The following is a 26,694-nucleotide window of genomic DNA, read 5'->3' on the forward strand; positions in this document are numbered from 1 at the left end:
AAGTCCTCGCCGATATGGTGCGCGTAATGGACCTGCTTGAGCAGCAGTCGAGTGCACGACGCTCCAGCACCTGATGGAATCACGGCTGGAATAGGACTCTCCGGCGCGGTCACGATAGGGAAGCGGTCCAGCACACCAGTGGAGGGGGCCGCTTCCGGTGGGCGCCACGGTCGCATTGCGGGCGACCTTCAAGGGCAATCGCACGATTGGGGATTGGCTTTACCATTACGCCTACGCAGCATGACCCGGCCTGCTGCGAGAGCACCTGCGACCCGGGTCGTTGAGGCGGTCCAGGTGAGGCGGCGGGTGCCCTTGCGAGTCCGATCAGGCGGCGGTGAGCTGCGAGTTTCAGGGAAAGCCACTGTGCGGCGGCCCTGTCGACGGGAATTACGGCAGTGTAGGCGACAAAGGCAGGCACGGAACCCCTTGGTGGACAACTGCTTTCGTAGCAGATCCAGCATCTGCCCGGGGGTTTCCTTGTGCCTCAACAGGCTTCAGTCACGCTCAGTCAGTGCGGTCCGCCCTGCCAGGCGTTCCAGAGCCGCATGTAGAGCCCTTCTCTGCGAAGAAGCTCCTCGTGGTCGCCGAGTTCGCGGATGCGGCCGTCGTCGATCACCGCGATGCGATCCGCTACGCGCGCTGTGGCCAGGCGGTGCGCGATCGTGATCACGGTGCGATCTTCCAGCACCGACCACAGGGACCGTTCCACGGTGCTTGCGGATCCGGGCGTGAGGAGCGATGTCGCCTCGTCGAGGACGACGGTTTGCGGGTCGCTGAGGAGAACGCGGGCGAGCGCGATCTGCTGAGCGTGAGCGCCGGAGAGACCGTCGTCCTGGCTGACGACCGTGTCGAGGCCCGCGGGAAGGCTGTCGAGCCAGTGCGCGCCGACGGCGCTCATCGCCGCATGGAGTTCGTGGTCCTCGGCATCCGGGTGGGCCAGGAGAAGGTTGGTACGAATCGTGTCGTGGAACAGATGCTGTTCCTGGGTGACGAGTGCGATTTGGGATCGGCGGACTTCCAGGGGCAGCGCGGATGCCTCGACGCCACCGAGAGTGATGGAGCCGGTGGTCGGCGCTTCGATGCCTACCAGGAGGCGGGCGAGCGTGGATTTTCCGGCGCCTGAGGCGCCGACGATCACCAGGTTCTCGCCGGGGCGGATCTCGAGGTCGATGCCGTGGAGGACGGTCGGGCCATGCGAGTAGGCGAAAGACACATTGGAGACGACGACGGCCGACCCAGAGGGGATGCCAGTCGACGTCGGCGTGTTCGCGATGTTCGAGCCGGCAAGACCTTCGACTCGCGCGAACGATGCGATGCCGCTCTGCAGCGATTCGAGCCAGAGAAGGACGACGTCGAGCGGGGCGCTTATCTGCCGCACGTACAGGAGGATCGCGATGAGCGAGCCCAGGGCGATGGCGTTCGCCTGGAACATCCACGCGCCGACGAGCAGTACTACCACCAGGGCGATGGCGTAGGAGGAGTCCACCGCGGGGAACAGGACACTGCGCAGGCGCAGTGTGGCGAATTGCGCGGCGCGTGCCGTCGCGGCACGGCGCACGATGTCGTCCTGCCGTCGGCGCTGGAGACCGTAGAGTTCGACGGCTCTGGCGCCGTTGACAGTCCCGGACAGGCTCTCGGCAAGTTGGGCGTGTCCGTCGGCCTCGGCGAGATATCCCGACGCCGCCCGGCGCAGGTACCAGCGAGTGACTACGGGAATGCCGAGCATGCCGATGATCGTGACGATAGCGAGCGGAACGCTGAGGACCGCGATGAAGATGAAGGTCAATACGACCTGCACGATCGAGATCAGCATCTCCGGGGCGGCGTTGCTGAAGATCCCCGTAACGCTGCGCGTGTCGTTGGTGGTTCGGACCATCAGGTCGCCAGCATCTGCCTTGTCGACGATCCTGGCCGGCAGGTTGAGGACGCGATCGACGATCGAGCGGCGGAGCCGTTGCGACAGGCGTAGGCCGTACCGTGCCGTCACCAGGAACGAGTACCGCGAGATCAGCAGTTGCAGTACGGCCAGTATGACGAGCGCGGCACCGTATCGATCGACCTCCGCGAGGCTCGCTCCGCCGGTGATCTTGTCGATCATGACGCCGGCCAGCCACGGTGGTGCGAGCGCGAGCGCGGCGGCGACGGTCCCGAACCCGATGGTGAAGAAGAACATCCCCGGATCGGCGCGGACCAGCCGCGCGGCGGCCCGGCCCAGCTCACCTCGCGAGGCGATCGGGAATCCCGACTCCGACGTGTGCTCCATCAGCTCGTCTCGCCTTCATCGCTCGAGTTTCGCGACACCAGCGTTCGATAGCGTCCGTTCGATGCGGTGAGGCTCGCGTGAGTCCCCGATGCCACCACGAGTCCTTCTTCGACGAGATGGACGACATCGGCCGCGGAGAGAACGGTGGCCGAGTCACTGAAGACGAGGGTCGTCAGCTCGCGCCGTGCGTCTCTGACACGCTCGACGACCTGGCTCTCGGTGACGGCGTCGACAGCGGAAAGCGGGTCCAGAGCCAGTAGCACGGCCGGCCTGGCCGCGAGCGCGCGAGCAAGACACAGTCGCTGTCGTTGGCCGCCGGACAAGTTGCTTCCTCGTTCAGCGATCTGGGTGTCCCATCCGTCGTCAAAGCCGCGCAGCATCTCATCGATGCCGCTCGCGAAGGCGACGTGCTCTCGCTCGGCGTCGCCTTGATCCCCATTCGTGAAAACGACGTCACGCAGCGGGCCGGCGAAGAGGTAATCGCTGTCGTCCAGGGGAAGGACCGCTCGCCGCAACACCATCGCATCGATCTCGGCGAGCGGCTGATCGCCCCAGCGGGCATCGGACGTCTCGATCCCGGCGAGTCGTTCCATGATCGTTTTCGCTTGGCGGCGGTCGTCGGTCGCGACGACGGCGAAGACTCCGTGCTCGAGGCGAAGCCCGGACTCGGGGTCGGACAAGGCCGCGGTCGCATCGTTCACCGGTGCGGTACCGCGCGGCCGGGGCTCGATCGAGAGGAACTGGGTGGCCCGCTGCGCGGAGACGAGCGCTCGATTGATGTCGATCGCGGCCTCGATGAAGAACGAGACCGGCACGACGACGACCGCTACGTATCCGAACACCGCAACGAATTCGCCCACGGACATGTCTCCTTGCACGGTCATGCGGGCGGTGAGCCACATGACGATCGCGAGGAAGAGCGCGGGCAGGCCGACTGCGATGCCCCTGATCCAGCTTTCGGTTGTCGCCAGGCGGTATCCGGTGCGTCGAACGAGGTCGGACTCGACCTCCCATCGCTCGGCGAACAGCGACTTTCCTCCCAGCGTGGTCAACACGCGAAGGCCCGAGACGATGTCCACGATGCGACCGGAAAGCGCCGCCTCCGCTTCCCGGTATGCCATGCCGTGGACGCGGAAGCGGTTCAGGACGGGCCCGAGCAGCAGGAGCAGAGCAGGCGCTCCGATCAGGATGACGACCGCGAGCAGCGGCGAAATACGCAGGAGCGCTGCCGCGATGACGACGTAGGCGACGACAGCGCCCACACCCGGGCCCGTCACCGTGAGGCTCCGCGCCATGGTCCAAGCGTCGCTGACTCCGATGGCCGCGACCTCGCCGGCCGCGGCCCGGCGTTGCAGGGACGAACCCAACCTGATCGACTGCGCTGCCACGGCGCGAATGGTCTGCTGCGCGGCGTAGATCCGGACCTTGGTCATCGTCCGATGACGGAGTATCGCCAGGATCGCGATACCGATCCCGACCGCGCCCAGGATGCCGGCCCACATCCACACCTTCGCCCCGAAGCCGTGCCGGAGTCCATCGTCGACGGCGAGCGACAGCAGCAGCGGAGGAACGGTCAGCCCGACCATCCACGTGCTCCCGAGGAGCGCGCCCAGCAGCACCCGCCTCCATTGGCTGCGGACGAGCCACCACAGGTAGTGCCACGGTCCCCTCAAATAACGATGACGCCGCTCCATCCCTACTCCGATCGCCTGTGGCCCATCGGAACGCCACCGCGAGCAGCCTACATGCGGAGCCGGTTCGGGGGCCGGACCAGGGAAACTGGCCGGCGGTGGGGATGGAAACACGCCTCTGCCTCGAATCCACTGCCACCGCGGGCCCGACGACACTTCCGGCCACGCTTAGTACCGATCACCTTGCCTGGAAAGGCTCACTGCGGGTCTTGGCTTCGCATCAGCCCCATCGAATCACGAAACACACGATTCATGCGCGTCAGACTATCGCCCGATTGAGATCACCACCGCAGCCAGGAACAGACCCCGGTCCGCTAGAAAACTCGAAACCCGTTCTTAAAAGGGGGGAAGGCCGGTCAAACGGCCGGTTTGCATTGCTGATACCGGCTATTCCGGGTCGAGGAAGTCGGTGCTGAACGCCTGGTCAAGGGTTTCGGCGGTCAACTCCATCGGACCGTCTTGGGCGGCGATGAAGTCCCATGCGGCCCGCTCGGCAAGGGTCTTGGAGCGGCGGTAGGCCGGCAGCGAGGGGTCGTCGACGGTCCACAGGGTCTCGTCGGTGACGCCTTCGGTGGTGTAGGACATGGGGCTGGCCGCGTTGGCGGCCGAGGTCATTACGACCCGCTGCACCCCGGCCCGGGCCGCGGCGGCGAGCACCCGGAGGGCGCCGTCGCGGGCGGGAGCGATCAAGGCGTTCGCGTCGCGATCGCCGCCCTCGCCGAGTGGTGAGGCGACGTGGAGGACGTAGTCGATCCCGTTCACCGCCCGATCCCAGCCCTCGTCCGCCAGCAGGTCGGCGTGGGCGAACTCCAGGCGGCCCGCCGGGTCGACGCGGGTGGCGACCGCGTCGAGGACCGCCTGTTCGCGCGCGGCCGACCGCACGGTGGTGCGCACCTCGTATCCGGCTTCCAGCAGGGCGACGATCGCCCACCCGCCCACATAGCCGGTTCCCCCGGTGACGAGCACTGTCGCGGTCATCCCCTGCCCCCTTCGATCGTGGCGGGCGCCGTGATCCGCCTTTGGGCAAGCAGCCCAGATCCCAAGAGCACGTGGGCGATCATGATCGAGTAGATCACCGCGCGCTCGAACATCCCGATGTTCCACATCCACCCGATCGACACGTTCACCATGAACGATGCGAACGCCACCAGACCGACCACACCGAGCACGAGGCTCGCGACCGACCGGCCCCGACCCAGGCCGATCCGGGCCCCATTGGCGCCGACGACGATCGCCATGGCGTTCCCGGCGACCATCACCCCCTGGGCACCGAAGGTGTGGAAGACGATCAATCCGTTCTCAACGTTCGCGTTCGAGCCTTGGAACAGGCCGACCAGGGCGACCCCGATCCCGGCGATGCAGGCGAGGACGACGATGACGGCCGGACGGGCGCTTTTGCCCAGGTCGAACGCGAGGAACGCCCCGACGATCAGCAGGACGCCGTAGATCACCCAGCCCGCGTCCATGACCGCCCCAAGCGGGGAGTTGCCGACCTGTCCGAACGCGGTCTGCGCCGGACCGGTGAGCCCGAGGTGGCTGACCCAGTGGTACAACGGCGCGTACGGCGGGTCCTGCCATGCGGCCGCGGTGACGAGCTCGGCCAGCCACGACACGAGCGGACCGAGCAGCAGCAGTGCTCCGCCGGTGCGGGCGCGGGTGCCGGTGTGGACGATTTGGGCCGTCACAGCGCCATCCCCGGGATCCGCCGCCGGATGGCCTCCATCTCGGCTTCGTCCGAGACGCCTTGGAAGTCGTGGCGCGGCGTGTACGGCGCTTCGAGTTCGCGGACTTCCTCGTCGGTGAGGTCGAGGTTCAGGGAGGCCACAGCGTCGTCGATCTGCGCGAAGGAACCGGCCCCGACCAGGGGCGCGGTCACCACGCTCTGGCGGTGCAGCCAGGCGAGCGCAACCTGCGCACGGCTGACTCCGTGCGCCTCGGCGACCTTCCCGACCGCGTCGATGATCGCGCGGTTGGAGGCATCCTGCTCGGGCGAGTAGAGCGTGTCGGCGAAAGCGCCGTCGGTGGCCGAGCGCGCGGTCGACTTGGCGTCGTCCCAGGCGCGGGCCAGGCGGCCACGCGCCAGCGGGGACCAGATGAGGGTCCCGACGCCCTCGTCCAGGCACAGCGGGATCATCTCGCGCTCCTCCTCGCGGGAGAGGAGGTTGTAGTGGTCCTGCATGGAGACGAACCGCGCCCAGCCGTTCGCCCGTTGCAGGTGCAGGGCCTTGGCGAACTCCCAGGTGTGCATTGACGAGGCCCCGAGGTAGCGGACCTTGCCGGCCTTGACGAGGTCGCTGAGCGCCTCCAGGGTCTCCTCCAGCGGTGTGGCATGGTCGTTGCGATGGACCTGGTAGAGGTCGATGTAGTTGGTGCCCAGGCGGCGCAGCGAGTGGTCGACCTCGGTCATGACCGCCTTGCGCGACAGGCCCCGGCCGTTGGGGCCCGGGCGCATCGGATGGCGCAGTTTCGTGGCGATGACGACGGCGTCGCGGTCGGCGAAGTCGGCCAGAGCCCGCCCGAGGATCTCCTCGCTGGAGCCGTTGGAGTACATGTTCGCGGTGTCGAAGAAGTTGATCCCCGCTTCCAGGGCGTGCCGGATGAGCGGGCGCGCCTCCTCCTCGCCCTTCGACCAGACGGGGTGGCCGCGGTCGGGCTCGCCGTAGGTCATCGCCCCGATCGCGATCGGGGACACGTCCAGGCCAGTGGTGCCGAGCTTGATGTAGTGCATGATGCTCCTCTACAATATGCGGAGAGTTCTCCACATACATTAACGGAGAGCTCTCCGTTTATCAAGTGGAGGTCCTGTGGTCCGTTCCGACGCCCGCCAGAACCGGGCGCGCATCCTCGCCGCCGCCCGCGAGGCCTTCGCCGAGGACGGGGGCACCTCGATGAACCAGGTCGCCCAGCGCGCCGGTGTGGGAGCGGGCACCCTGTATCGCAACTTCCCCACCCGGGAGGCTCTGGTCCTGGCCGTCTACCAGGCCGAAGTCGACCGGATCACCGGTCGCGTCGCCGACCTCCTGGCGGCCGCCCCGCCGCTGGAGGCGCTGCGCGATTGGACGCTGGACCTGGTTGAAGCCATGCGCCGCAAGCACGGCCTGGGCGAGGCCCTCAGCCCTGGTGCGCACCAGGCGGTCACCGAGCAGACCTACGGTCCCGTCATCGCTGCGATCACCGAACTCCTCGACGCCGGCAAGCGCGAGGGCGTCATCCGCGCCGACGCCGACCCCGGCGACTTCCTCCAGCTCACCGGCGCCCTCTGGCGCGCCGCCACCGAACCCGAGGACCGCGCACCGCGCATGCTCGCCCTCATCCTCGATGGCCTCCGCCCCCAGCGGTAGCGGTCCCGTCACACCGGCGCCTGGCCCAGCGCCCGGGTCCGGCCTCGCCACGGCGACGAGGTCCGGACCGCCACATTGCACACTCACCGCATCCCCGAGCTTCGCCGCGTTATCGAATGCTGCCGCCTCGGTGCCGCCTCCACAAAGCGGTCCACCAGCGCTTCGCGATATCTCCACCGCCGCCCGGCGGTGCCGGACCGGCTCGCATCAGGGCCGCGGCGCAGGGCTCGGCGGCGGAACCTTGCACGGGACTCGGGTGGCCGGCCCCGTTCGCCTCGTCCCGCGGTCGGGCCTGTTCGAATCCGACGTGATGGCGCGAGGCGGGGCGCGCACTCGACGGTCGCGTTCCTCGCTTTGCGCGAGCCACGGATCCCCTTGCTGGCCAGAGAGCTCTCCGTTAAAGTATATGGAGAGCTCTCCACATAGTGTGTCGGGCCTCGTCCAATACATCGCTCTTGGTGAACGTGTCGATCGGGTGGTGCGCCAGTAGGCGGCGACCAGCAGCACCCGATTTTCGAAGGCGACCTTCCACGGCCGGCCCTTCAGTGGCGGTTCGGCGCCCTCGACTCGCAACTGTCGCACCAGCTTCACGAACTGCCTCATCGACAAGCCGCTGAACAGCTCGATCATCGTCTCGTCCGCCGCGCTGAAAGCTCGGCCCGCAAGCTGTCTCGGGCCGATTCCCTGCATAATGCGTTGCCCGGTATCGGCGGCCGTGGTTGACTTCGCCCATGGTCGGTATCGATTGGCTGCGTGTGGGTGTCGGTCACCCCGCGGTCAGGGATGTGCTGAACATCGCGAGGAACACCGCTCCGAACCGCTTCAACCTGGTGGTGGCCGACGGCCTGTGGGCGGTGGAACTGGCCCTCGAGCTCGGTTCGCGTCTTGACCGGTTCTTCTATGCCCCCGAGCTGGTCAGGTCCTCCAACGCCGCGAAGGTCGCCATCGAGGCGGCCAGCGGTGCGTACCGCGCCTACGAGGTCTCGGCGAAGACCATGCAGCGAATGTCCGAACGCGATGCCCCCGAAGGGCTGCTGGCGCTGGTGGCGATGCCGCGTTGGGATCCCGCGCAGATCGAGCTGAGCGAGGACGCCCTGATCTTCGTCACCGACGGCATCGAGATACCCGGCAACCTCGGCACGCTCTTGCGAACGGCCGACGGAGCGCACGCCGAACTGCTGGTGATGACCAACCGGCGCACCCGCATGAGCCATCCGAAGGTCTTCCGCAGCTCCAAGGGCATGAGCCTGCATGTGCCGCACATCGAATTCGGGCAGGTAGACGACGCGATCTCCTGGCTCACCGAGCGCGGCGTGCACATCTACCTGGCCGATACGCAGGACTCCGTCCACTACCGGACGATGGACTGCTCGGGCCGGACGGCGATCGTGGTCGGGAACGAGCGGTACGGCATCACAAACCCCTGGTATGGGCACGGATTCCCGCGAGTCGGCGTCCCCATGCTGGGCGTGGCGGACTCACTGAACGTGTCCATCTCCGCCGCGATCCTCGCCTACGAGGCCCGGGCGCGAAAGCACCACCGACAGCGCTGCTCCGCGGCCGGGGAAGTAGACGGTCGACGCGTTGCCGCCCCCAGATCGGCGCGATCTCGGCCGCGATAGCTGCGGAGTGGTTCGTGATGGCAAAGATCGGATGATCATCGGGGAAATCTGAAGCGGCGCTGCCACGTTCCGTTGTCGATCCTGGAATCAAGTCGAGATATCAGGTCCTTATGGACAATGGCATGCAGACCCTTGACGTAATACGTCTGATGTTTATACGCTGTTGGTGCTCGTTGCTGAGCTTGTGTCGCGTTCCTGGCAGTGCGACCGACCCCTCGGAGGACCGACATGACCGCAACCCGTCGACGGCTGCCGGTGCTGGCCGCCGCAGCCGTGGCCGCCGCGGCCGCGGTATGGGTGCTGTTCCTCGCCACCGACACTCCCGCCGGGACGGTGCTGGACGAGCCCGGGGCCTTCGTGGTGACCGCGCTCGACGCGGTCACCTTCGCGGGCCTGCTCTTCGTGGCGGCCTCCGGATTCACCCTGATCTTCGGGCTCATGCGCACCGTGAACATGGCCCACGGCTCGCTGTTCCTGCTGGCCGCGTACGTGGCGGTCGGCGTCCAGCAGGCGATGGTCGGCAAGACCCGCAACATCGACGCCTCCGAGGTGGGCATCGCCGACTGGCTGGTGCCCATGCTCGCGGGCGCGACGGCGGCCGCGGTCGTGGGCACGGTCATCCAGCAGGTCTTCCTGCAGTGGAACGAGGGTCAGGAACTGCGCCAGGCGCTGATCACCCTGGCGATCACCGTGGTGCTGGCCGACCAGATGCTGCGCGAGTTCGGCGGACTGGCCCAGCGCATGGTCTGGCCCGGCGCGGTCACGCACTTCATCACGATCTTCGGCCAGCGCTACGCCACCACCCGGCTGTTCATGCTCGGGGTGGCGGTCGTGATCGGCGTGCTGTTGTGGCTGTGGCTCAACCGGACTCGGCTCGGCATGGTCGTCCGGGCCGGCGTCGACGACCGGCAGATGGTGCGCGGCCTGGGTATCAACATCCGGCTCGTGTTCGCGGTGGTGTTCTTCGCCGGGGCGTTCCTGGCCGGGGTCGGCGGCGTGCTCGGCGCCTCCTTCGCGGGCGCCGCACCGGGCACCGACGGCGCATGGCTGCTGAACTCGCTGGTCGTGGTGATCATCGGCGGACTCGGCTCGATCAAGGGCGCCGCCGCCGGATCGCTGCTGTACGGGACGGTCGTGGCGTTCTCGCCGGCCTACCTGCCCAGCCAGTACTCGTTCTACGCGATCATCCTGACCTTCGGCCTGCTCGCGCTGGTGCTGGCGGTTCGGCCCTACGGACTGTACGGGAGGCCGGCATGAGGTCCGGATCGCCGGTGTACCGGCGAGGAGCGGCACTCGCGCTGCTGGTGGTCGTCCTGATCGCACTGCCGAGCGTGGTGCCGGCGTTCTTCATCAACTTCGTCATGACCCAGACCCTGATGCTGGGCCTGGCCGCGGCGACCATCGTGTTCCTGGCGAAGTACGGCGGCATGGTCTCGCTCGCCCAGTTCCTGCTGTTCGGCGTCGCCGGCTTCATGTACGGCAACGCCGCCCTGGAAGCGGGGTCGCGGGGTCTGAACCTCGGTTGGCATCCGTGGGCCGCGGTCGCCTTCGCGCTCGCCGTCACGACCGCCGCCGCATTCCTCTTGGGGGCGCTCGCCAGCCGCACCACCGGCCTGTACTACCTCATGCTCACCCTCGTGTACGCGGTCATCGGGTACTTCGTGTTCGCCCAGATCACCGAGATCTCCGGGCCCAGCGGCATCACCAGCATCAAGCGGCCGGAGCTGCTGGCCGCTCCGGTGAGCCTGTACTACACGGCCCTGGGCCTGTCGGTCCTCGCCTACCTCGGGTTCCGCGCCCTCGGGCGCACCGCGTTCGGCCTCGCCCTCCAGGGCATGCGGGACGACCCGGTCCGCATGGCCTCCCTCGGCTTCAACGTGCCGCTGCACCGGACGCTCGCGTTCACGCTGGGCGGGTTCGTCGCCGGACTCGGCGGGCTGGTGAACGTGTGGTGGAACGGGCAGATCGACCCCGCCTCGATCGGGATCGGCCCGACCCTGATCCTGCTCATCATCGCGGTGATCGGCGGCGTCTCGTATTTCGAAGGCGCCTGGCTCGGCGCGTTCGTCTACGTCGCGATGTCCACCTACCTGCGGGACCTTCCGCTGATCGACCGGATCGGCATCACCGAGGCCCGGTTCAACACCGTGATCGGAGCGATCGTGCTGCTGATCATGGTCCTCTCGCCCCAAGGGCTGGCCGGCATCGCCGACCGGCTCCGGCGGCGGCCGACCCGCCCGCGACGGCCCGCCGCGGGGTCCGCGGACGAGACCGAAGCGGCGATTCGCCGTGCCCAACTTATCGATGAATGAGCATTCCCCTATTTATGTGGAGGAGATTCCCATGCGCAGACCAGACAGGCCGAGAAGGGCCGCCGCGCTGCTCGCCGCCGCCGCGCTGGCACTGGCGGGATGCAGCGACGGCGGCGACTCGTCCGGGCTCCCCGCCGACGAGGGAGCCGGAACGGCGATCGGCGGTGACGGTGTCCGGCTGGGGATCCTCGGCGAATGCGAGGGCCCGTTCGGCGGCTTCCACGAGGACGCCGTCGGCGGGACCGTGCTCGCGATGGTGAACCACGCCGGAGCGGAGGCCGCATCGCCGACCAGCGCGGTCGACGGCTTCACCGGCGCCGAAGCGGCCGGGACGCCGATCGAACTGGTCGGCGTCGGCTGCGGCGACGACACCGCGGACCGCATCCTCCAGGAGGTCCGCCGCCTCGTCGAGCAGCTGGGCGCCAACGTGATCATCGGGCCGCTCTCGGGGGACGAGGGCATCGCGGTCGCCGAGTACGCCAAGGAGCACCCCGACCTCACCGTGCTGTCGGGGATCTCCGGCTCGCAGGAGCAGACGCTGCAGGTCCAGGCGCCCAACTACTTCCGGTTCTTCGGCGACGGTGCGATGTGGAACGCCGGGCTCGGCGACATCCTGCACAACCAGGAGGGCTGGGACTCCGTGGCGGTCATCGCCGACGACTACAGCTTCGGCCACACCTCCGCCGCCGGCTTCATCGCCGAATTCTGCGGCGTCGGCGGCCAGGTGGACGCCAGGATCTTCCCGCCGCTGGGCACCACCGACTACTCCTCCTACATCGCCCAGCTGCCCGGACCGGACGAAGTGGACGGCTACTTCTGGGCGGTCGGCGGCACCGGCACCCAGGCGGCGCTCGAGGCCTTCGTCAACGCCAAGGGCGACCTGACCGGCGACCAGCACGCCGGCAACCTGTTCTTCAACCCCGACCTGGCCCAGGCGCTCGGCACCGACATCGCCGGAGCCTACGTCGGCGGCTTCGCCACGCTGCCCGGAGACGTCACCACGCCGGCGATCGACGAGTACCTCGCCAGCGCCGACGCGGCATGGGAGAGCCTGCCGGGCGGAGTGAGCGGCAACGAGCCCGCGCCGCCGTCCACCGCCGCCGCGTTCGGGTTCTTCTACGGCTACTACTCGGCCGGCGTGGCGCTGATCCGGGGGCTCGAGGTCGTGGACGGCGACGTCTCCGACCCGAGCGCACTGCACGAGGCCCTTTCCGGCCTCACCGTGGACCTGCCCTACGGCTCGGTCAGCCTGGACGAGAACCGCAGCGGCGTCGTCGACGTGGGACTGTCCCAGCTCGTCCTCGGCGACGACGGCGCGGTCGTGCAGGAGGCGGTCGCCGTCATCCCGCAGGTCGACCAGTCCTTCGGCGGCGCCTTCGGCCCCGACACCCCCTCGCCGTCGCGCGAGTTCCCGTCCTGCGAGGAACGCGACGTGCCCTGGGAGGGCGACGCGATCCCGGTCGTCGACGGCGTTCCCCAGCGGTAGGCCCCGATGACATCGAAGAGGAGGCCGCTCCCCGCGGCCGAGCCGGGCACGGCGGGACTCGTCCCGGTCGTCCAGGTGCGCGCCGTCAAGGTGGCCTTCGGCGGGCTGCTCGCCCTGCGCGGCATCGATCTCGACGTCGAGCAGGGCGAGCGCCTGGCGATCCTGGGGCCCAACGGCGCCGGGAAGACCACGCTGTTCAACGTCATCGCGGGCGACATCACGCCCACGAGCGGGACGGTCGCCGTCAAAGGCGTCGACTGCACCCGCCTGCCCTCCCGCCGCCGGCCCCGGCTCGGGGTGGCGCGCACCTACCAGAAGGCGCGGACGTTCGAGGGCCTGTCCGTCACCGACAACGTCTACCTCGCACTGGCGGGCCACTACCGGCGCCAGCGAGTGCCCTGGCGCTCGGCGGTGGACCGCCGACTCCGGGACGAGGCCGGACGCGTCGTCGCCTCGGTGTGGCTCGGCGACCATCGCGACACGCCCGCCGGAGCGCTCGCGCACGGGCAGAAACGCCAGCTCGAGCTCGGCATGGCGATCGCCACCGATCCGGACGTCCTCATGCTCGACGAGCCGGCGTCCGGGCTCTCCCGCGGCGAGCGCGAGCACCTCGTCGAGCTGCTCGACGCCCTGGCCGAGTCGGTCACGGTCCTGTTGATCGAGCACGACATGGACGTGGCCTTCCGGGTCGCCCGCCGGGTGGTGGTCATGGCCGACGGCGAGATCGTCGCGGCCGGAGCGCCCGAGCAGGTCCGCGCCGACCCCAAGGTCCACGAGATCTACCTCGGATCGGAGGGGCGGTCGTGACGACCTCGCCGTTGCTGGAGGTCCGCGGTCTGCGGGCCGGATACGGCGCGTCCATTGTGCTCGAAGACCTGGGCTTCCGCATGGGAGTCGAGGCGGTCGGGATCGTCGGGCGCAACGGCATGGGCAAATCGACACTGTGCGACGCGCTGGTCGGCTTCCTGCCGCCGTCCGGTGGCCGGGTGCTTCTGCGCGGCAACAGGATCGACGGCCGCTCACCCGAGCGGATCGCCCGGAGCGGCATCGCCTACGTCCCGCAGGGCCGCCGCCTCTTCCTGTCGCTGACGGTGGAGGAGCACCTCGCGATGCTGAGCCGGCGCGGGCGGCGGTGGACGCCGTCCGCGGTCTACGCGCTGTTCCCGCGCCTGGCCGAGCGCAAGCGCCAACGCGGCGGGAATCTCTCCGGCGGCGAGCAGCAGATGCTGGCCGTGGGTCGGGCCCTGCTGCTGGACGCCGACCTGATCGTCATGGACGAACCGTCCGAAGGACTCGCGCCGGCGATCGTGGACGTCCTCGTCGACACCGTGCACCACCTCGTCGCCGAGGGCGTCGCCGTCCTGGTCGTCGAGCAGAACCTCCGCGCCGCCGTCAGGATGGCGCCGCGCCAGCTCGTCATGGTCTCCGGCCGCATCGAGGCCGAGTTCGCCGGCGACGAGCTGCTCGACCGCCCCGATCTCCAGCACCGCTACCTCGGCGTCGGCACCGCCACCGCCCCATCCGATCCGGACGGCGCCGGGACGACCGACGCCTGACCGGATCATGGCGGCGCTCCTCGGCGCCGCACCCCGAACACACCGATCGAAAGGACGAGATCGTGAACCACTCCAGACCCGGAAGGCGCGTAGCGACAGGCGCCTTCACCGCCGCGCTCGCGGCATCGCTCCTCACGAACGCCGCCCCGGCATCGGCGTTCGAGGAGGAGGCCTCCCCGCAGCAGGCGCCCTTCACCGCGCTCGTCTACAGCGAGACCGCCGGATTCCGGCATGATTCGATTCCCGACGGCATCGCCGCCATCGAGGACCTCGCCGCCGAGAACGGCTTCGAAGTGGACACCACCGAGGACTCGGGGCAGTTCACGGACGACAACCTCGCCCAGTACGACGCGGTGATCTGGCTCAACACCACCGGGAACGTCCTCGACGACGCCCAGCAGGGCGCCTTCGAGCGCTACATCGAGGCCGGCGGCGGCTACGTCGGCGTCCACGCCGCCTCGGACACCGAGCACGACTGGGCGTGGTACGGCGACCTGGTCGGCGCCTACTTCAAGGACCACCCGGCCCCGCAGGACGCGATCGTCAAGGTCGAGGACCCCGCGCACCCGTCGACGGCTCATCTCGACCCGCTCTGGGAGCGGTTCGACGAGTGGTACAACTTCCAGGCGAACCCGCGCGGCGACGTCCACGTCCTCGCCTCCCTGGACGAGGCCTCGTACGATCCCGGCTCGGGGGCGATGGGCCCCGAGCACCCGATCGCCTGGTGCCAGGACTTCGAGGGCGGCCGCTCCTGGTACACCGGGCTCGGCCACACCGCGGAGTCCTACAGCGATCCGGCCTTCCTCCAGCACCTGCTCGGCGGCATCAGGTCCGCGGCGGGCGACGCGGCCGCCGACTGCGGCGCGTCGCAGGCCGACGGCTTCGAGAAGGTGCCGCTCGACGAGTCGACGCTCAACCCAATGAAGCTCGACATCGCCGAGGACGGCAGGGTCTTCTACATCGACCGCGGCGGCGACCTGCGCATCATCCGGCCCGACGGCTCCACGGCCACCGCCGGCCACGTCGACGTCTACACCGGGCAGGAGTTCGGGATGCTCGGTCTCGCCCTGGACCCCGATTTCGCGAGCAACGGCCGGCTCTACCTCTACTACTCCCCGGCGGGGAGCCGGCCGATCGACCGGCTGTCCCGGTTCACCATGAACGGCGACACCCTCGACCTCGGCAGCCAGACCACCCTCCTGGAGGTCGGCACCCAGCGCACCGAGTGCTGCCACGCCGGCGGAGCGCTCGCGTTCGGCCCCGAAGGCGACCTGTACATCGCCATCGGCGACAACACCAACCCGTTCGCCTCCGACGGCTTCGCGCCGATCGACGAGCGGCCGGGCCGCCAGTTCTGGGACTCCCAGCGCACCTCGGCCAACTCGAACGTCCTCAACGGGAAGGTCCTGCGGATCCACCCCGAGGACGACGGCACCTACTCGATCCCGACCGGCAACCTGTTCGCCCCGGGCACCCCCGACACCCGGCCCGAGATCTACGCGATGGGCTTCCGCAACCCCTTCACGATCGGGACCGACCCCGAGACCGGCAGACTGCTCGTCGCCGACTACGGGCCGGACGCCGGGGCCGCCGACCCGAACCGCGGGCCGGACGGCCGGGTCGAGTGGAACATCGTCGACGAGCCCGGCTTCTACGGCTGGCCCTACTGCGTCGGCGCCAACACGCCGTACGTCGACCGCGACTTCGCCACCGGACAGTCCAAAGGGGAGTTCGACTGCGGCGACCCGGTCAACGACTCCCCGAACAACACCGGGATCACCGAGCTGCCGCCCGCGATCGGGGCCGAGCTGTGGATGGGCAAGACCGCCTCCGGCGTGCCCGAGATCGGCGGGAGCGGCGCACCGACCGCGAGCGGCGTCTACCGCTTCGACGCCGGGGCCGACCCCGCCCGCAGGTGGCCGTCCTATTGGGACGGCAAGGCGATCCTCGGCGACTGGAACGACGGCAGGCTCTTCTCGGTCCAGCCCGACGACGCGGTCGGCGACGTCGTCGACGTCGGCCGAATCCTGCCCGACATGCGGTTCATCCGCATCCACGACCTCAAGTGGGGCCCGGACGGCGCGCTCTACGTGATCGACTGGGGCACCGGCTTCGGCGGCGGCAACACCGACTCCGGCATCTACCGGATCGACTACACCAGGGGCGGGGGCACCCGCGACCCGGTCGCGCAGATCGGGGCCGACCGGACCTCGGGGCCGATCCCGCTGAGCGTCCAGTTCTCCTCGGAGGGCTCCGGCGACCCCGAGGGCGAACCGCTGACCTACGCCTGGGACTTCGACGGCGACGGCGCCACGGACGCCACCGGAACCGAGGCGTCCCACACCTACACCGAGGCCGGCACCTATCTCGCCGCGCTCACCGTCACCACAGAGGACGGACGGATCGCCGTGGCCGACATCGAGATCGTCGCCGGCAACACCGCGCCCACCATCACCATCGACGCGCCGGTCGACGGCGGCATGTTCGACTGGGGCGACGACATCCCGTACAGGGTCACCGTCACCGACCCCGAGGACGGCGAGATCGACTGCCAGAACGTCGTCACCCAGCCGGCGCTGGGCCACGACGAGCACGCCCACGGCTACGAGCAGTACTACGGCTGCGAGGGCGTCTTCCCGCTGCCGGGCGACGAAGGGCACATCGGGGCGAACATCTTCGGCGTGGTCACCGTGACCTACACCGACCAGGGCGGCCCCGGCGGCGCCGAACCCCTGACCAGCCAGGAAGTGATCGTCCTCCACACCAAGCACAAAGAGGCCGAGTACTTCACCGACACCGGCCGCATCCCGGACGGCGCCGGAGCCGACGACCCCGGCGTCGGGCTGGAGACCACCACCGACACCGGCGGGGGCCAGAACCTTGGCTGGGCCACCGACGGCGACTGGTTCGGCTTCGAACCGATGAACCTCACCGGCATCGACGCCGTCGACTTCCGGGTCTCCTCCGGCACCGCGGGCGGCATCATCGAAGTCCGCGTCGACGACCCCGAGGGCCCGCTGGTGGGCACCGCGGCCGTACCGGCGACCGGCGGCTGGCAGACCTGGACGACCGCCACCGCCCAGCTCGAGAACGTCCCGGCCGACGGGACGGCGCTCTACTTCGTCGTGCGCAGGCCGTCCGGCAGCGCCAGCACCGACTACCTGCTGAACGTCAACTGGATGGAGTTCCAGGGCGAGGGGATCGCAGGGGGGACGGCTGCCCAGTCGGGGCAGCTGACCTCGACGAGCGCCGCCAAGTGCCTGGACGTGCCGGGCCAGTCGACCGCGGACGGCACGCGGCTCCAGATCTGGGACTGCCACGGCGGATCCAACCAGACCTGGACGCACGCCGCCGACGGCGAGCTGACCGTCTACGCGGGCGGCTCGCAGCGGTGCCTGGGCGCCGAAGGCGGCGGGACCGCCAACGGCGCGCGGGCCGTCATCCGGAACTGCGACGGCGGGGCCGGCCAGCGGTGGGACCGCAACGCCGACGGCACCTTCACAGACGTCCAGTCCGGACGGTGCCTGGACGTCAACGGCGCCGGGACCGCCAACGGCACCGCGGTGATCCTGTGGACGTGCAACGGCGGATCCAACCAGCGATGGACCCTCGGATGACCCCCCTGAAGCGAAGGCGCGAACGATGACCCGACCCATCAAGAACGCCGAGCGGCGGACCGGCGACGGTCGCGCCGGGAGGCTCAGCTCCCGCTGACGCCGTGCGCGAGCGAGAGCAAGGGAGCCCCGGCACTCGAGCCGGGGCCGGGGCTCCCCCGACCACTCTCCCCATCCAAGCTCTGACCGCGTTCGCGGTCGTCTCCCGGAGGATCGACATGGCAGCACTGCGGCGAAGGCAAGTGATCAAGTACGGAGCGGCGAGCGCCCTCGGGGCACCGCTCCAGTGGGGGCCGGTGCAAGCGGCCTCGGCGGCGCCCTCGGCGGTGCGGGCCGCGGGCGACCTGGCACTGTGGTACGACGAGCCGGCGGGCACCGACTGGCTGCGCGCCCTCCCCGTCGGCAACGGCCGCCTCGGCGCGATGGTGTTCGGCAACAGCGCTTCGGAGCGATTGCAGCTCAACGAGGACACCGTCTGGGCGGGCGGCCCGCACGACTACGCCAACCCGGCCGGAGCCGACGCACTCCAGCAGATCCGGCAGCTGGTCTTCGCCGACCAGTGGGGCCAGGCCCAGAACCTCATCAACCAGGCCATGCTCGGCAGCCCCGCGGGCCAGCTCGCCTACCAGCCCGTCGGCGACCTCAACCTGGCCTTCTCCGGCGTCGGCGCGGCCTCTGAGTACGAGCGGTGGCTCGACCTGACCACCGCCGCCGCCGGCGTCGGCTACCTCGCCAACGGCGTGCGCCACCAGCGCGAGGTCATCGCCTCGGCCCCCGACCAGGTCATCGCCGTGCGCCTCACCGCCGGCGCTTCGGGCCGCATCTCGTTCACCGCCTCGTTCACCACCCCGCAGCGCGCGTCGAAGTCCAGCCCCGACGCGCGGACCATCGCCCTCGACGGCAGATCCGGCGACCACCGGGGCATCGCCGGCTCGGTCAGGTTCCTCGCGCTGGCGCGGGCCGTCGTCCAAGGCGGGAGCACCGGCTCCTCCGGCGGCACGCTTCAGGTGTCCGGCGCCGACGCGGTGACGCTGCTGATCTCGATCGGGACGAGCTACGTCGACTACCAGGACGTGAACGGCGACTACCAGGGGATCGCCTGGAGCCACCTCGACGCCGCGACGAACACCTCCTACGACGACCTCCGGTCGCGGCACGTGTCCGACTACCGGGAGCTGTTCGACCGCACCGTCATCGACCTCGGCCGGACCGCCGCGGCCGACCAGCCGACCGACACCCGCATCGCGCAGCACGGCTCGGGCGGCGATCCGCAGTTCGCGGCCCTGCTGTTCCAGTACGGCCGGTACCTGCTGATCTCCTCGTCGCGGCCCGGCTCGCAGCCGGCCAACCTCCAGGGCATCTGGAACGAGTCGACGGCCCCGGCGTGGGAGTCGAAGTACACGCTCAACGCCAACCTGCCCATGAACTACTGGCCGGCCGACTCGACGAACCTGTCCGAGTGCTTCGAGCCGGTGTTCGACATGATCGACGACCTCACCGTCACCGGCGCCCGCACCGCCGACGTCCAGTACGGCGCCGGCGGCTGGGTCGCGCACCACAACACCGACGGCTGGCGCGGGTCCTCAGTGGTCGACGACGCCCGGTGGGGCATGTGGCAGACCGGCGGGGCGTGGCTGGCGACCATGATCTGGGACCACTACCGGTTCACCGGCGACCGCGGCTTCCTGGAGGCGAACTACCCCGCGATGAAGGGCGCGGCGCAGTTCTTCCTGGACACCCTGGTCGAGGAGCCGAACCTGGGCTGGCTGGTGACCAACCCGTCGAACTCGCCGGAGCTGCTCCACCACAACGACGCCACCGTGTGCGCCGGACCCACCATGGACAACCAGATCCTGCGGGACCTCTTCGAGGGCTGCGCCGGCGCCGCCGAGGCCCTCGGCGTCGACGCGGACTTCCGCGACCGGGTCCTGTCGGCCCGGGACCGGCTGGCCCCGATGCGGATCGGCTCGCGCGGCAACATCATGGAGTACCTCCACGACTGGATCGAGACCGACACGCAGCATCGGCACATCTCGCACCTCTACGGCCTGCACCCGAGCAGCCAGATCACCAAGCGCGGCACGCCGCAGCTGTTCGAGGCCGCCCGCCGGACCCTGGAGCTGCGCGGCGACGCGGGGACCGGCTGGTCGCTGGCCTGGAAGATCAACTACTGGGCGCGGATGGAGGAAGGCACCAGGGCGCACGACCTCATCCGCCAGCTGGTGACGCCGGAGCGGCTCGCGCCCAACATGTTCGACCTGCACCCGCCGTTCCAGATCGACGGCAACTTCGGCGCGACCTCCGGTATCGCCGAGATGCTGCTCCAGAGCCACAGCGGCGAGCTGCACCTGCTGCCCGCACTGCCGTCCGCCTGGCCGACCGGGTCCGTGTCGGGCCTGCGCGGCCGCGGCGGGTACACCGTCGGCGCCGCCTGGAGCGGCGGCTCGATCGACGCGCTCACCGTCACGCCCGACCGCGACGGCGCCGTCAGGATCCGCAGCCGGATGTTCACCGGCGACCACGAGCTGGTGGACGAGACGAACGGCGCGGCCATCGACCCGGACCGGCCCGAGGTCGACGTGATCGAGTTCGACGGCCGGGCCGCCCGCACCTACCGCGCGACCTCCCTCGGCGAAGCACCGGTGGTCGAGCCGGGCGTGCACTACCGGCTGGTGGCCCAGCACAGCGGCAAGGCCGCCGACATCAGCGGCGCCTCCACCGCCGCCGGTGCCGCGCTCGTCCAGTGGCCCACCAACAACGGCAACAACCAGCAGTTCGACTTCGTCGACGCCGGCGCCGGGTACTGGCGGATCCGAGCCCGCCACTCCGGCCTGGTGCTCCAGGTGTCCGGCACGGGCACCGGCGCCGACATCACCCAGCAGCCGACCTCCAGTGCGACCAGCCAGCAGTGGCAGGTCGTCGACCACAACGGCACCGTCAGCCTGGTCAACCGCCACAGCGGCCTGGCCATGGACGTCTGGAGCGCCTCCACCGCCGACGGCGCCCGCATCTCCCAATGGAACCGCACCGGCACCGCCAACCAGCGCTTCGAACTCCGACGCGCCTGAAACTCAGAGGAGACCGACATGTCAGACGAACCCGGCCGGCGCGAGCGAGCGCGCCGCCGCACCCTCCTGGGAGGCGGCCTCGCCGCCATTGGGAGCGCTACTATCCCGATGGCGGCCGAGCCCGCGGCGGCGGCACCCGAAGAGGCCTCCGCCCCCGCACCCGACGACACCACGGCCGCGTGGACCGACCCGCCCAACGGCTACCCCGAGTGGAACAACAACATCGGGATCTTCCAGGTCGGCTCCGAGCCCGCCCACGCCACGTCCATGCCGTACGCCGACCTCCAGCAGGCGCTGAACGCCGACCGCACCGACTCGCCCTACCGGCTCGACCTCAACGGCGACTGGCGGTTCCAGCACGCCGAACGGCCCGCCGACCGCGACACCGACTTCTGGAACACCGACCGCGACGACAGCGACTGGGACACCATGCCGGTGCCCTCCAACTGGCAGCTCGCCGGCTACGACTTCCCGATCTACCTGAACTTCACCTACCCCTGGTGGGGCGCCAACGGCCAGCACGAGAACGCCCAGCCGTCCTTCGCGCCCACCCGGTTCAACCCGGTCGGCCAGTACCGCCGCACCTTCGACCTGCCCGCCGCCTGGCAGGGCCGGCGCGTCCACCTCCACTTCGAAGGCGTCAAGTCCGGCTTCTACCTGTGGGTCAACGGCACCAAGGTCGGCTACCGCGAAGGCTCCTACACGCCGTCCGAATTCGACGTCACCGACCACCTCCGCGCCGGCTCCAACCTGATCGCCGTCGAGGTCTACCGCTTCCCCGACGGCGACTGGCTCGAAGACCAGGACATGATCCGCCTCTCCGGAATCTTCCGGCCCGTCTTCCTCTACTCCGTCCCCGCGGTCCACCTGCGCGACTTCAAGATCGACACGCCCCTGCGCGACGACTACACGAACGCCGACCTGGCCGTCGCGGTCGCCGTCCGCAACAGGGGCGCCCAGCAGTCCGGCACCTACACGGTCGAGACCCAGCTCTACGACGCGAACGACCGGCCCGTCTGGTCCGCGCCGCTCACGACGACGGTCGCCATCGGCTCCGTCCCGGTCGGACAGGACGCGACCGCGCGCGGCACCAAAGCCGTCACCGGCCCCGAGCTCTGGTCCGCCGAGCACCCGAACCTCTACACGGCCGTGCTGCGGCTGCGCGACCCCTCCGGCGCGGTCACCCAGACCGTCTCGGCGCGGGTCGGCTTCCGTGAGTTCGCGATCCGCAGCGGCCTCATGCGGATCAACGGCAAGCCGGTCTCGCTCCGAGGCGTCAACCGGCACGAGATGGACCCCGACCACGGAGCGGCCCTCACCCGCGAGGACATGATCCGCGACATCGCACTGATGAAGCGGCTCAACATCAACGCCATGCGCACCTCCCACTACCCCAACCACCCCGACTGGTACGACCTCGCCGACGAGTACGGCATGTACGTCATGGACGAGGCCAACCTCGAGACCCACGGCGTCCGCGACGACTACCCGGCCTCCAACCCGGCCTGGACCGCGCCCGTCATCGACCGGGCCGCCCAGATGGTCCACCGGGACAAGAACCACCCCTCGGTCGTCATGTGGTCCCTCGGCAACGAGGCCGGCGGCGGATCCAACTTCGTCGCCATGCGCGACTGGATCAAAGCGGCCGACCCGACCCGGATCGTCCAGTACGAGGGCGACAACCGGGCCTCGGTCAGCGACATCCGCTCCCAGATGTACAACACCGCCGCAGGGATCCGGGACCGCGCCCTCGACACCGGCGACACCAGGCCGTACATCCTCGTCGAGTACTCCCACGCGATGGGCAACTCCAACGGCGGCTTCAAGGAGTACTGGGATGTCATCCGCCAGTACCCGGTCCTGCAGGGCGGGTACATCTGGGACTTCGCCGACGAGGGCCTGCGCTGGCCGATCCCGCTCGGCGGCGGGGCGACGTACCTCGCCTACGGCGGCGACTGGGGCGACGATCCCAACGACGGCAACTTCTGCGGCAACGGCATCGTCTCCGCCGATCGCGAGCCGGCCGGCAAGGCCGCCGAGGTCAAACGGGTCTACCAGGCGATCAACGCGACCGCCGGGGACGACCTCGCCGCCGGGGACGTGCGGATCGCCAACGAGTACGCCTTCGCCAACGCGGACGAGTTCGACGGCTCCTGGAGGCTGATCGCCGACGGCGAGGTGATCCAGAGCGGCGGCCTCACCGCCCAGCAGCTCGACATCGCCCCGCTGTCCGCCAAGGTGATCCGGGTGCCGATCCAGCGCCCGGCCCCGATCGCCCCGGGGACCGAGCACTTCCTCGAGCTGTCGTTCACGCTCAAGTCCGCGACCGCCTGGGCCGACGCGGGACACGAGGTGGCCGCGCAGCAGCTCCCGGTCGACTTCGACAGCCCGCCGGTCGAACCGGTCCCGCTCCCTGACGTGCCGACGCTGACCGACGCCGAGACCGGCGACCGGATCACCGTCAGCGGCACCGGCTTCGCCGTCACCATTTCGAAGACGACCGGCGAGATCACCGCGTACGAGGCGATGGGGATGCGACTGGTGAACTCCGGCCCGGTCCCCAACTTCTGGCGGGCGCCCACGGACAACGACCGCGGCAACGGCCACCCGAACCGCAACGGCACCTGGCGGGCCGCCGGACGCAACCGGACCGTCACCGCCGTCGCCGTCGCGCGGCCCTCCGACCGGTCCCGGCGGATCACCGTCACCGGCACCCTGCCGACGAGCACGCAGTCGACCTACACCACGGCGTACACCGTCTACGGCAACGGCGAGATCAGAGTGGACGGCACGCTCCACCCCGGTTCGTCGAGCCTGCCCTACATCCCCGAGGTCGGCATGTTCCTGGTCCTGCCCGCCGCGCTGGATCAGATGCACTACTACGGGCGCGGCCCCGAAGAGAACCACTGGGATCGCCGCACCGGAACCGACGTCGGCCTCTACTCCTCCGCCGTGGAGGACCAGTGGGCCGGCTACCTCCGGCCGCAGGAGAACGGCAACAAGACCGAAGTCCGCTGGGTCGCCCTGGTCGACGGCACCGGACGCGGCCTGCTCGCGACCGGTGAGCCGCTGCTCGAGGTGAACGCCTCGCACTTCACTCCCGAGGACCTGTCGGGCGGCGTCCGCCACGACTACCAGCTGACGCCCCGCCAGGAGGTCGTGCTGCGATTGAACCACCGGCAGACGGGCGTCGGCGGCGACAACAGCTGGGGTGCGCAACCCCTCGACCAGTACAAGCTCTTCGCGAACCGCGACTACTCGTACACCTACCGGCTCAAGCCGCTGCCGGACGTCGACCAGGCGATGGCGCTGTCACGTCGGCCCACGGAGACCGGCGGCGGCAGCGGCGGCCCGGTGGAGCCGGGCGTCTACTACCGGCTGGTGGCCCAGCACAGCGGGAAGGCCGCCGACATCAGCGGCGCCTCCGCCGCCGCCGGTGCGGCGCTGGTCCAGTGGACGGTCAACAGCGGCGCCAATCAGCAGTTCGACTTCGTCGACGCCGGGGGAGGGTTCTGGCGTGTCCGGGCCCGGCATTCCGGCCTGGTGCTCCAGGTGTCGGGTACCGGCACGGGCGCCGACATCACGCAGCAGCCGACTTCCGGTGCGGCGAGCCAGCAGTGGGAGGTCGTCGACCACGGCAACGGCACCGTCAGCCTGACCAACCGCCACAGCGGCCTGGCCATGGACGTCTGGGGCCAATCCGCCGACGACGGTGCCCGTGTCTCCCAATGGAACTACACCGGCGGCGCCAACCAGCGCTTCGAACTCCGGCGCGCCTGACACGGCGGCCGGTGAGGGCGTCTTCGGCGCCGCACGGGGCATCCGGGCACTTGCGCGAAACCCCGGAGCAGACGCTCAGTTCACCGGCCGCCGTAAGGGTCCGCCCAGGGCCGCTTCCTCCGGTTCGGTGACGAGCGCTCCCGTCATGGCCGCGACCAGGTCGTCGGTGGTGACCTCTGCGGCCCGGAAGCGGGCGGTGCGCCGGCCCAGCCGCATGACCTCGACGCGGTCGGCGATCTCCAGGACCTGCGGCATGTTGTGGCTGACCAGCACGACCGACATGCCGGCGTCGCGGGCGCGGTCGACGACGTCGAGGACGCGCCGGGTCTGAACGACGCCGAGCGCCGCGGTGGGCTCGTCGAGGATCACCACGCTCGTCGCCCAGACGACGGCCCGGGCGACGGCGACGCTCTGCCGCTGCCCGCCCGACAGCATCGCGATCGGGGTGGTGACCCGCGGTACCCGGACGCCGAGCTGCTCCAGCGCTTCAGCGGTGCCGCGCCGCATCGCCCGCTTGTCGAGCAGGCCGATCAGGCCCGGGAGGCCGCGGCGCTTGATCTCGCGGCCGAGGTAGAGGTTGGCGGCGACACTGAGGTCGTCGGCGACGGAGAGGTCCTGGTACACGGTCTCGACGCCCGCCCGCCGGGCGTCCACCGGGGAGCCGAAACGCTCAGGGCGCCCGTTCACCAGGATCTCGCCCTCATCCTGCGGCTGGGCGCCGGAGAGCACCTTGATCAAGGTGCTCTTCCCGGCGCCGTTGTCGCCGATCAGCGCGACCACCTCGCCGCGGTGGACGGCGAAGTCGGCGCCGCGCAGCGCTTCGACATGGCCGAAGCGCTTGACGATCCCGCGCGCCTCCAGCACCGGCCGATCGGCGGCGCCCTGCGCCGATTCGATGCCGTCCGCGGCGCTCACTGGTCCACCGGCGGGTTGTCGCAGCTGGGCTCGAGCACGGCCTTGACCTCCTCGGAGTCGATGTTCTCCGGGGTCACGAACGTCACGCCCGTGTCGGCCGACTCCATCGGCGTGCCCTCTCGGAGGTGCTCCACCATGTTCTGGACGCCGAAGTAGCCCATCCGGAACGGGTTCTGCACCACCAGCGCGGCGATCTGGCCGTCGCGGAGTCCGGCGATCTCGTCCGGGGCGGCGTCCCATCCGATGATCACGACCTCGCCGGTTCTCCCGGCCGCCTCCACGGCCTGCGCGGCGCCGAGGACACTGGGTTCGTTGGCGGCGAAGATGCCCGCCAGGTCCGGGTTGGCGGTGAGGATGTCCTCGGTGACTCTGCGGGCCTCGTTGACGTCGCTGAGGCTGGGCTGCTGCGCGACGAGGTTCAGGTTGCCGTGCTGGGAGAGGCCTTCGGTGAAGCCCTCGACCCGTTCGGTGTTCGTCTGCGAGCCGGGCTGGAACTCGATGAGCGCCACGTCGTGGTCGCCTTCGCCGAGGGCGTCCGCGAGCAGATTCGCGGCCTCGGCCGCTCCGGCGCGGTTGTCCGTGGCGTACAGGGGGACCTCATCGGGCTGCGGATCGGTGCCCGAGTCGATCATGGCGACCGGGACGCCGGAGTCGAGCGCGTTCTGCGTCGCCGGAGCCAGCGCCGCGGAGTCCGTCGCGGCGTAGACGATGCCGTCGACGTTCTGGGTGACGAAGTTCTGGATGAGGTTGACCTGCCCCTCCACATCCGTCTCGGCGTTCACGCCGTCCCATTCGACGGTGACGTCGCCGGCGAGTTCAGCGGCGCACTCGGCCCCGGCCTGCACGGTGCTCCAGAACTCGTGGCCGACCGCTTTGGGGACGACGGCGAGTTCCAGCGGCCCGTCGGTGGTCGTGCCCTCGCCGCCGCCGGATTCGTCACGGACGTCCACGCCGCCGCAGGCGCCGGCGGCCATCGCCGCCCAGGCCGCGAGTACGGCGAGGCCTTTGCGGGTCCTCATGTTGTTGGACATGGTCTTGTCCTTCCG

General features: G+C 69.9%; 16 protein-coding genes and 2 pseudogenes. 10 read left to right on the top strand and 8 right to left on the bottom strand.

Going from position 1 to position 26,694, the window contains the following annotated elements:
• Positions 1-508 precede the first annotated feature (508 nt).
• The 5 genes and pseudogenes from BLQ63_RS12535 to BLQ63_RS12555 form a co-directional block, all read right to left on the bottom strand.
• Positions 509-2,263, bottom strand: coding sequence for an ABC transporter ATP-binding protein (locus BLQ63_RS12535; protein ID WP_091034655.1), 1,755 nt, complete (start codon positions 2,261-2,263; stop codon positions 509-511).
• Positions 2,263-3,882, bottom strand: a complete 1,620-nt coding sequence (locus tag BLQ63_RS12540; RefSeq protein ID WP_177154905.1) for an ABC transporter transmembrane domain-containing protein — start codon at positions 3,880-3,882, stop codon at positions 2,263-2,265. Before BLQ63_RS12540 ends, BLQ63_RS12535 begins: the two co-directional genes overlap by 1 nt.
• A gap of 510 nt (positions 3,883-4,392) precedes the next feature.
• A pseudogene (locus BLQ63_RS12545) lies at positions 4,393-4,932 on the bottom strand (NAD-dependent epimerase/dehydratase family protein); the annotation flags it as partial.
• Positions 4,929-5,639: a DUF998 domain-containing protein gene (locus BLQ63_RS12550; protein WP_218125225.1), complete on the bottom strand. Its 711-nt coding sequence runs from the start codon at positions 5,637-5,639 to the stop codon at positions 4,929-4,931. The gene BLQ63_RS12550 and the pseudogene BLQ63_RS12545, both read right to left, overlap by 4 nt.
• On the bottom strand, positions 5,636-6,682 hold the full coding sequence (locus tag BLQ63_RS12555; RefSeq protein WP_091034667.1) for an aldo/keto reductase: 1,047 nt from the start codon (positions 6,680-6,682) through the stop codon (positions 5,636-5,638). Before BLQ63_RS12555 ends, BLQ63_RS12550 begins: the two co-directional genes overlap by 4 nt.
• A 76-nt stretch (positions 6,683-6,758) precedes the next feature.
• Here BLQ63_RS12555 and BLQ63_RS12560 point away from each other — a divergent pair, with 76 nt between their 5' ends.
• Complete coding sequence (locus BLQ63_RS12560; RefSeq protein WP_091034671.1) at positions 6,759-7,295, top strand: TetR/AcrR family transcriptional regulator; 537 nt, start codon at positions 6,759-6,761, stop codon at positions 7,293-7,295.
• A gap of 462 nt (positions 7,296-7,757) precedes the next feature.
• On the opposite strand, the pseudogene BLQ63_RS29950 reads toward BLQ63_RS12560, so the two are convergent.
• A pseudogene (locus BLQ63_RS29950) lies at positions 7,758-7,925 on the bottom strand (IS5/IS1182 family transposase); the annotation flags it as partial.
• A gap of 101 nt (positions 7,926-8,026) precedes the next feature.
• Here BLQ63_RS29950 and BLQ63_RS12565 point away from each other — a divergent pair.
• From BLQ63_RS12565 to lacZ, 9 genes are all read left to right on the top strand, one after another.
• Complete coding sequence (locus BLQ63_RS12565) at positions 8,027-8,917, top strand: TrmH family RNA methyltransferase (RefSeq protein WP_091034675.1); 891 nt, start codon at positions 8,027-8,029, stop codon at positions 8,915-8,917.
• Positions 8,918-9,145: 228 nt separating this feature from the next.
• The gene (locus tag BLQ63_RS12570; RefSeq protein WP_091034678.1) at positions 9,146-10,174 is read left to right on the top strand and encodes a branched-chain amino acid ABC transporter permease; all 1,029 of its coding nucleotides are present in this window, start codon (positions 9,146-9,148) and stop codon (positions 10,172-10,174) included.
• On the top strand, positions 10,171-11,229 hold the full coding sequence (locus BLQ63_RS12575; RefSeq protein ID WP_091034681.1) for a branched-chain amino acid ABC transporter permease: 1,059 nt from the start codon (positions 10,171-10,173) through the stop codon (positions 11,227-11,229). Before BLQ63_RS12570 ends, BLQ63_RS12575 begins: the two co-directional genes overlap by 4 nt.
• Before the next feature lie 31 nt (positions 11,230-11,260).
• Complete coding sequence (locus tag BLQ63_RS12580; protein ID WP_177154906.1) at positions 11,261-12,715, top strand: ABC transporter substrate-binding protein; 1,455 nt, start codon at positions 11,261-11,263, stop codon at positions 12,713-12,715.
• Positions 12,716-12,721: 6 nt separating this feature from the next.
• The gene (locus BLQ63_RS12585) at positions 12,722-13,522 is read left to right on the top strand and encodes an ABC transporter ATP-binding protein (protein ID WP_091034691.1); all 801 of its coding nucleotides are present in this window, start codon (positions 12,722-12,724) and stop codon (positions 13,520-13,522) included.
• Positions 13,519-14,271 (top strand): ABC transporter ATP-binding protein, encoded by a 753-nt coding sequence (locus BLQ63_RS12590; RefSeq protein WP_091034694.1) that lies wholly within the window; start codon positions 13,519-13,521, stop codon positions 14,269-14,271. The genes BLQ63_RS12585 and BLQ63_RS12590 overlap by 4 nt, the downstream gene beginning before the upstream one ends.
• A 62-nt stretch (positions 14,272-14,333) precedes the next feature.
• Positions 14,334-17,888 (top strand): ThuA domain-containing protein, encoded by a 3,555-nt coding sequence (locus BLQ63_RS12595; protein WP_091034697.1) that lies wholly within the window; start codon positions 14,334-14,336, stop codon positions 17,886-17,888.
• A 215-nt stretch (positions 17,889-18,103) separates the two neighbouring features.
• Entirely contained in the window at positions 18,104-20,953 is a 2,850-nt protein-coding gene (locus BLQ63_RS12600; protein WP_091034700.1) for a glycosyl hydrolase family 95 catalytic domain-containing protein, read from the top strand.
• A gap of 18 nt (positions 20,954-20,971) precedes the next feature.
• On the top strand, positions 20,972-24,733 hold the full coding sequence (gene lacZ, locus BLQ63_RS12605; protein ID WP_091034705.1) for a beta-galactosidase, LacZ type: 3,762 nt from the start codon (positions 20,972-20,974) through the stop codon (positions 24,731-24,733).
• Positions 24,734-24,808: 75 nt separating this feature from the next.
• Here the strand turns inward: lacZ and BLQ63_RS12610 are convergent, their stop codons facing one another.
• Both BLQ63_RS12610 and BLQ63_RS12615 read right to left on the bottom strand, forming a co-directional pair.
• A complete protein-coding gene (locus BLQ63_RS12610) occupies positions 24,809-25,648 on the bottom strand; it encodes an ATP-binding cassette domain-containing protein (protein ID WP_177154907.1) in 840 nt (279 codons plus the stop codon).
• Positions 25,645-26,679, bottom strand: a complete 1,035-nt coding sequence (locus BLQ63_RS12615; RefSeq protein WP_218125226.1) for an ABC transporter substrate-binding protein — start codon at positions 26,677-26,679, stop codon at positions 25,645-25,647. Before BLQ63_RS12615 ends, BLQ63_RS12610 begins: the two co-directional genes overlap by 4 nt.
• Positions 26,680-26,694: the final 15 nt, after the last annotated feature.

It is taken from the genome of Glycomyces harbinensis (assembly GCF_900101745.1).
Taxonomy (GTDB): Bacteria; Actinomycetota; Actinomycetes; order Mycobacteriales; family Micromonosporaceae; genus Glycomyces; species Glycomyces harbinensis.

What these genes read in the sequence shown, in the direction of transcription:
- BLQ63_RS12535 (WP_091034655.1), bottom strand. Translation starts at nt 2,263, where the DNA reads ATGGAGCACACGTCGGAGTCGGGATTCCCGATCGCCTCGCGAGGTGAG.
- BLQ63_RS12555 (WP_091034667.1), bottom strand. Translation starts at nt 6,682, where the DNA reads ATGCACTACATCAAGCTCGGCACCACTGGCCTGGACGTGTCCCCGATC.
- BLQ63_RS12565 (WP_091034675.1), top strand. Translation starts at nt 8,027, where the DNA reads ATGGTCGGTATCGATTGGCTGCGTGTGGGTGTCGGTCACCCCGCGGTC.
- BLQ63_RS12570 (WP_091034678.1), top strand. Translation starts at nt 9,146, where the DNA reads ATGACCGCAACCCGTCGACGGCTGCCGGTGCTGGCCGCCGCAGCCGTG.
- BLQ63_RS12575 (WP_091034681.1), top strand. Translation starts at nt 10,171, where the DNA reads ATGAGGTCCGGATCGCCGGTGTACCGGCGAGGAGCGGCACTCGCGCTG.
- BLQ63_RS12580 (WP_177154906.1), top strand. Translation starts at nt 11,261, where the DNA reads ATGCGCAGACCAGACAGGCCGAGAAGGGCCGCCGCGCTGCTCGCCGCC.
- BLQ63_RS12585 (WP_091034691.1), top strand. Translation starts at nt 12,722, where the DNA reads ATGACATCGAAGAGGAGGCCGCTCCCCGCGGCCGAGCCGGGCACGGCG.
- BLQ63_RS12600 (WP_091034700.1), top strand. Translation starts at nt 18,104, where the DNA reads ATGGCAGCACTGCGGCGAAGGCAAGTGATCAAGTACGGAGCGGCGAGC.
- lacZ (WP_091034705.1), top strand. Translation starts at nt 20,972, where the DNA reads ATGTCAGACGAACCCGGCCGGCGCGAGCGAGCGCGCCGCCGCACCCTC.
- BLQ63_RS12615 (WP_218125226.1), bottom strand. Translation starts at nt 26,679, where the DNA reads ATGTCCAACAACATGAGGACCCGCAAAGGCCTCGCCGTACTCGCGGCC.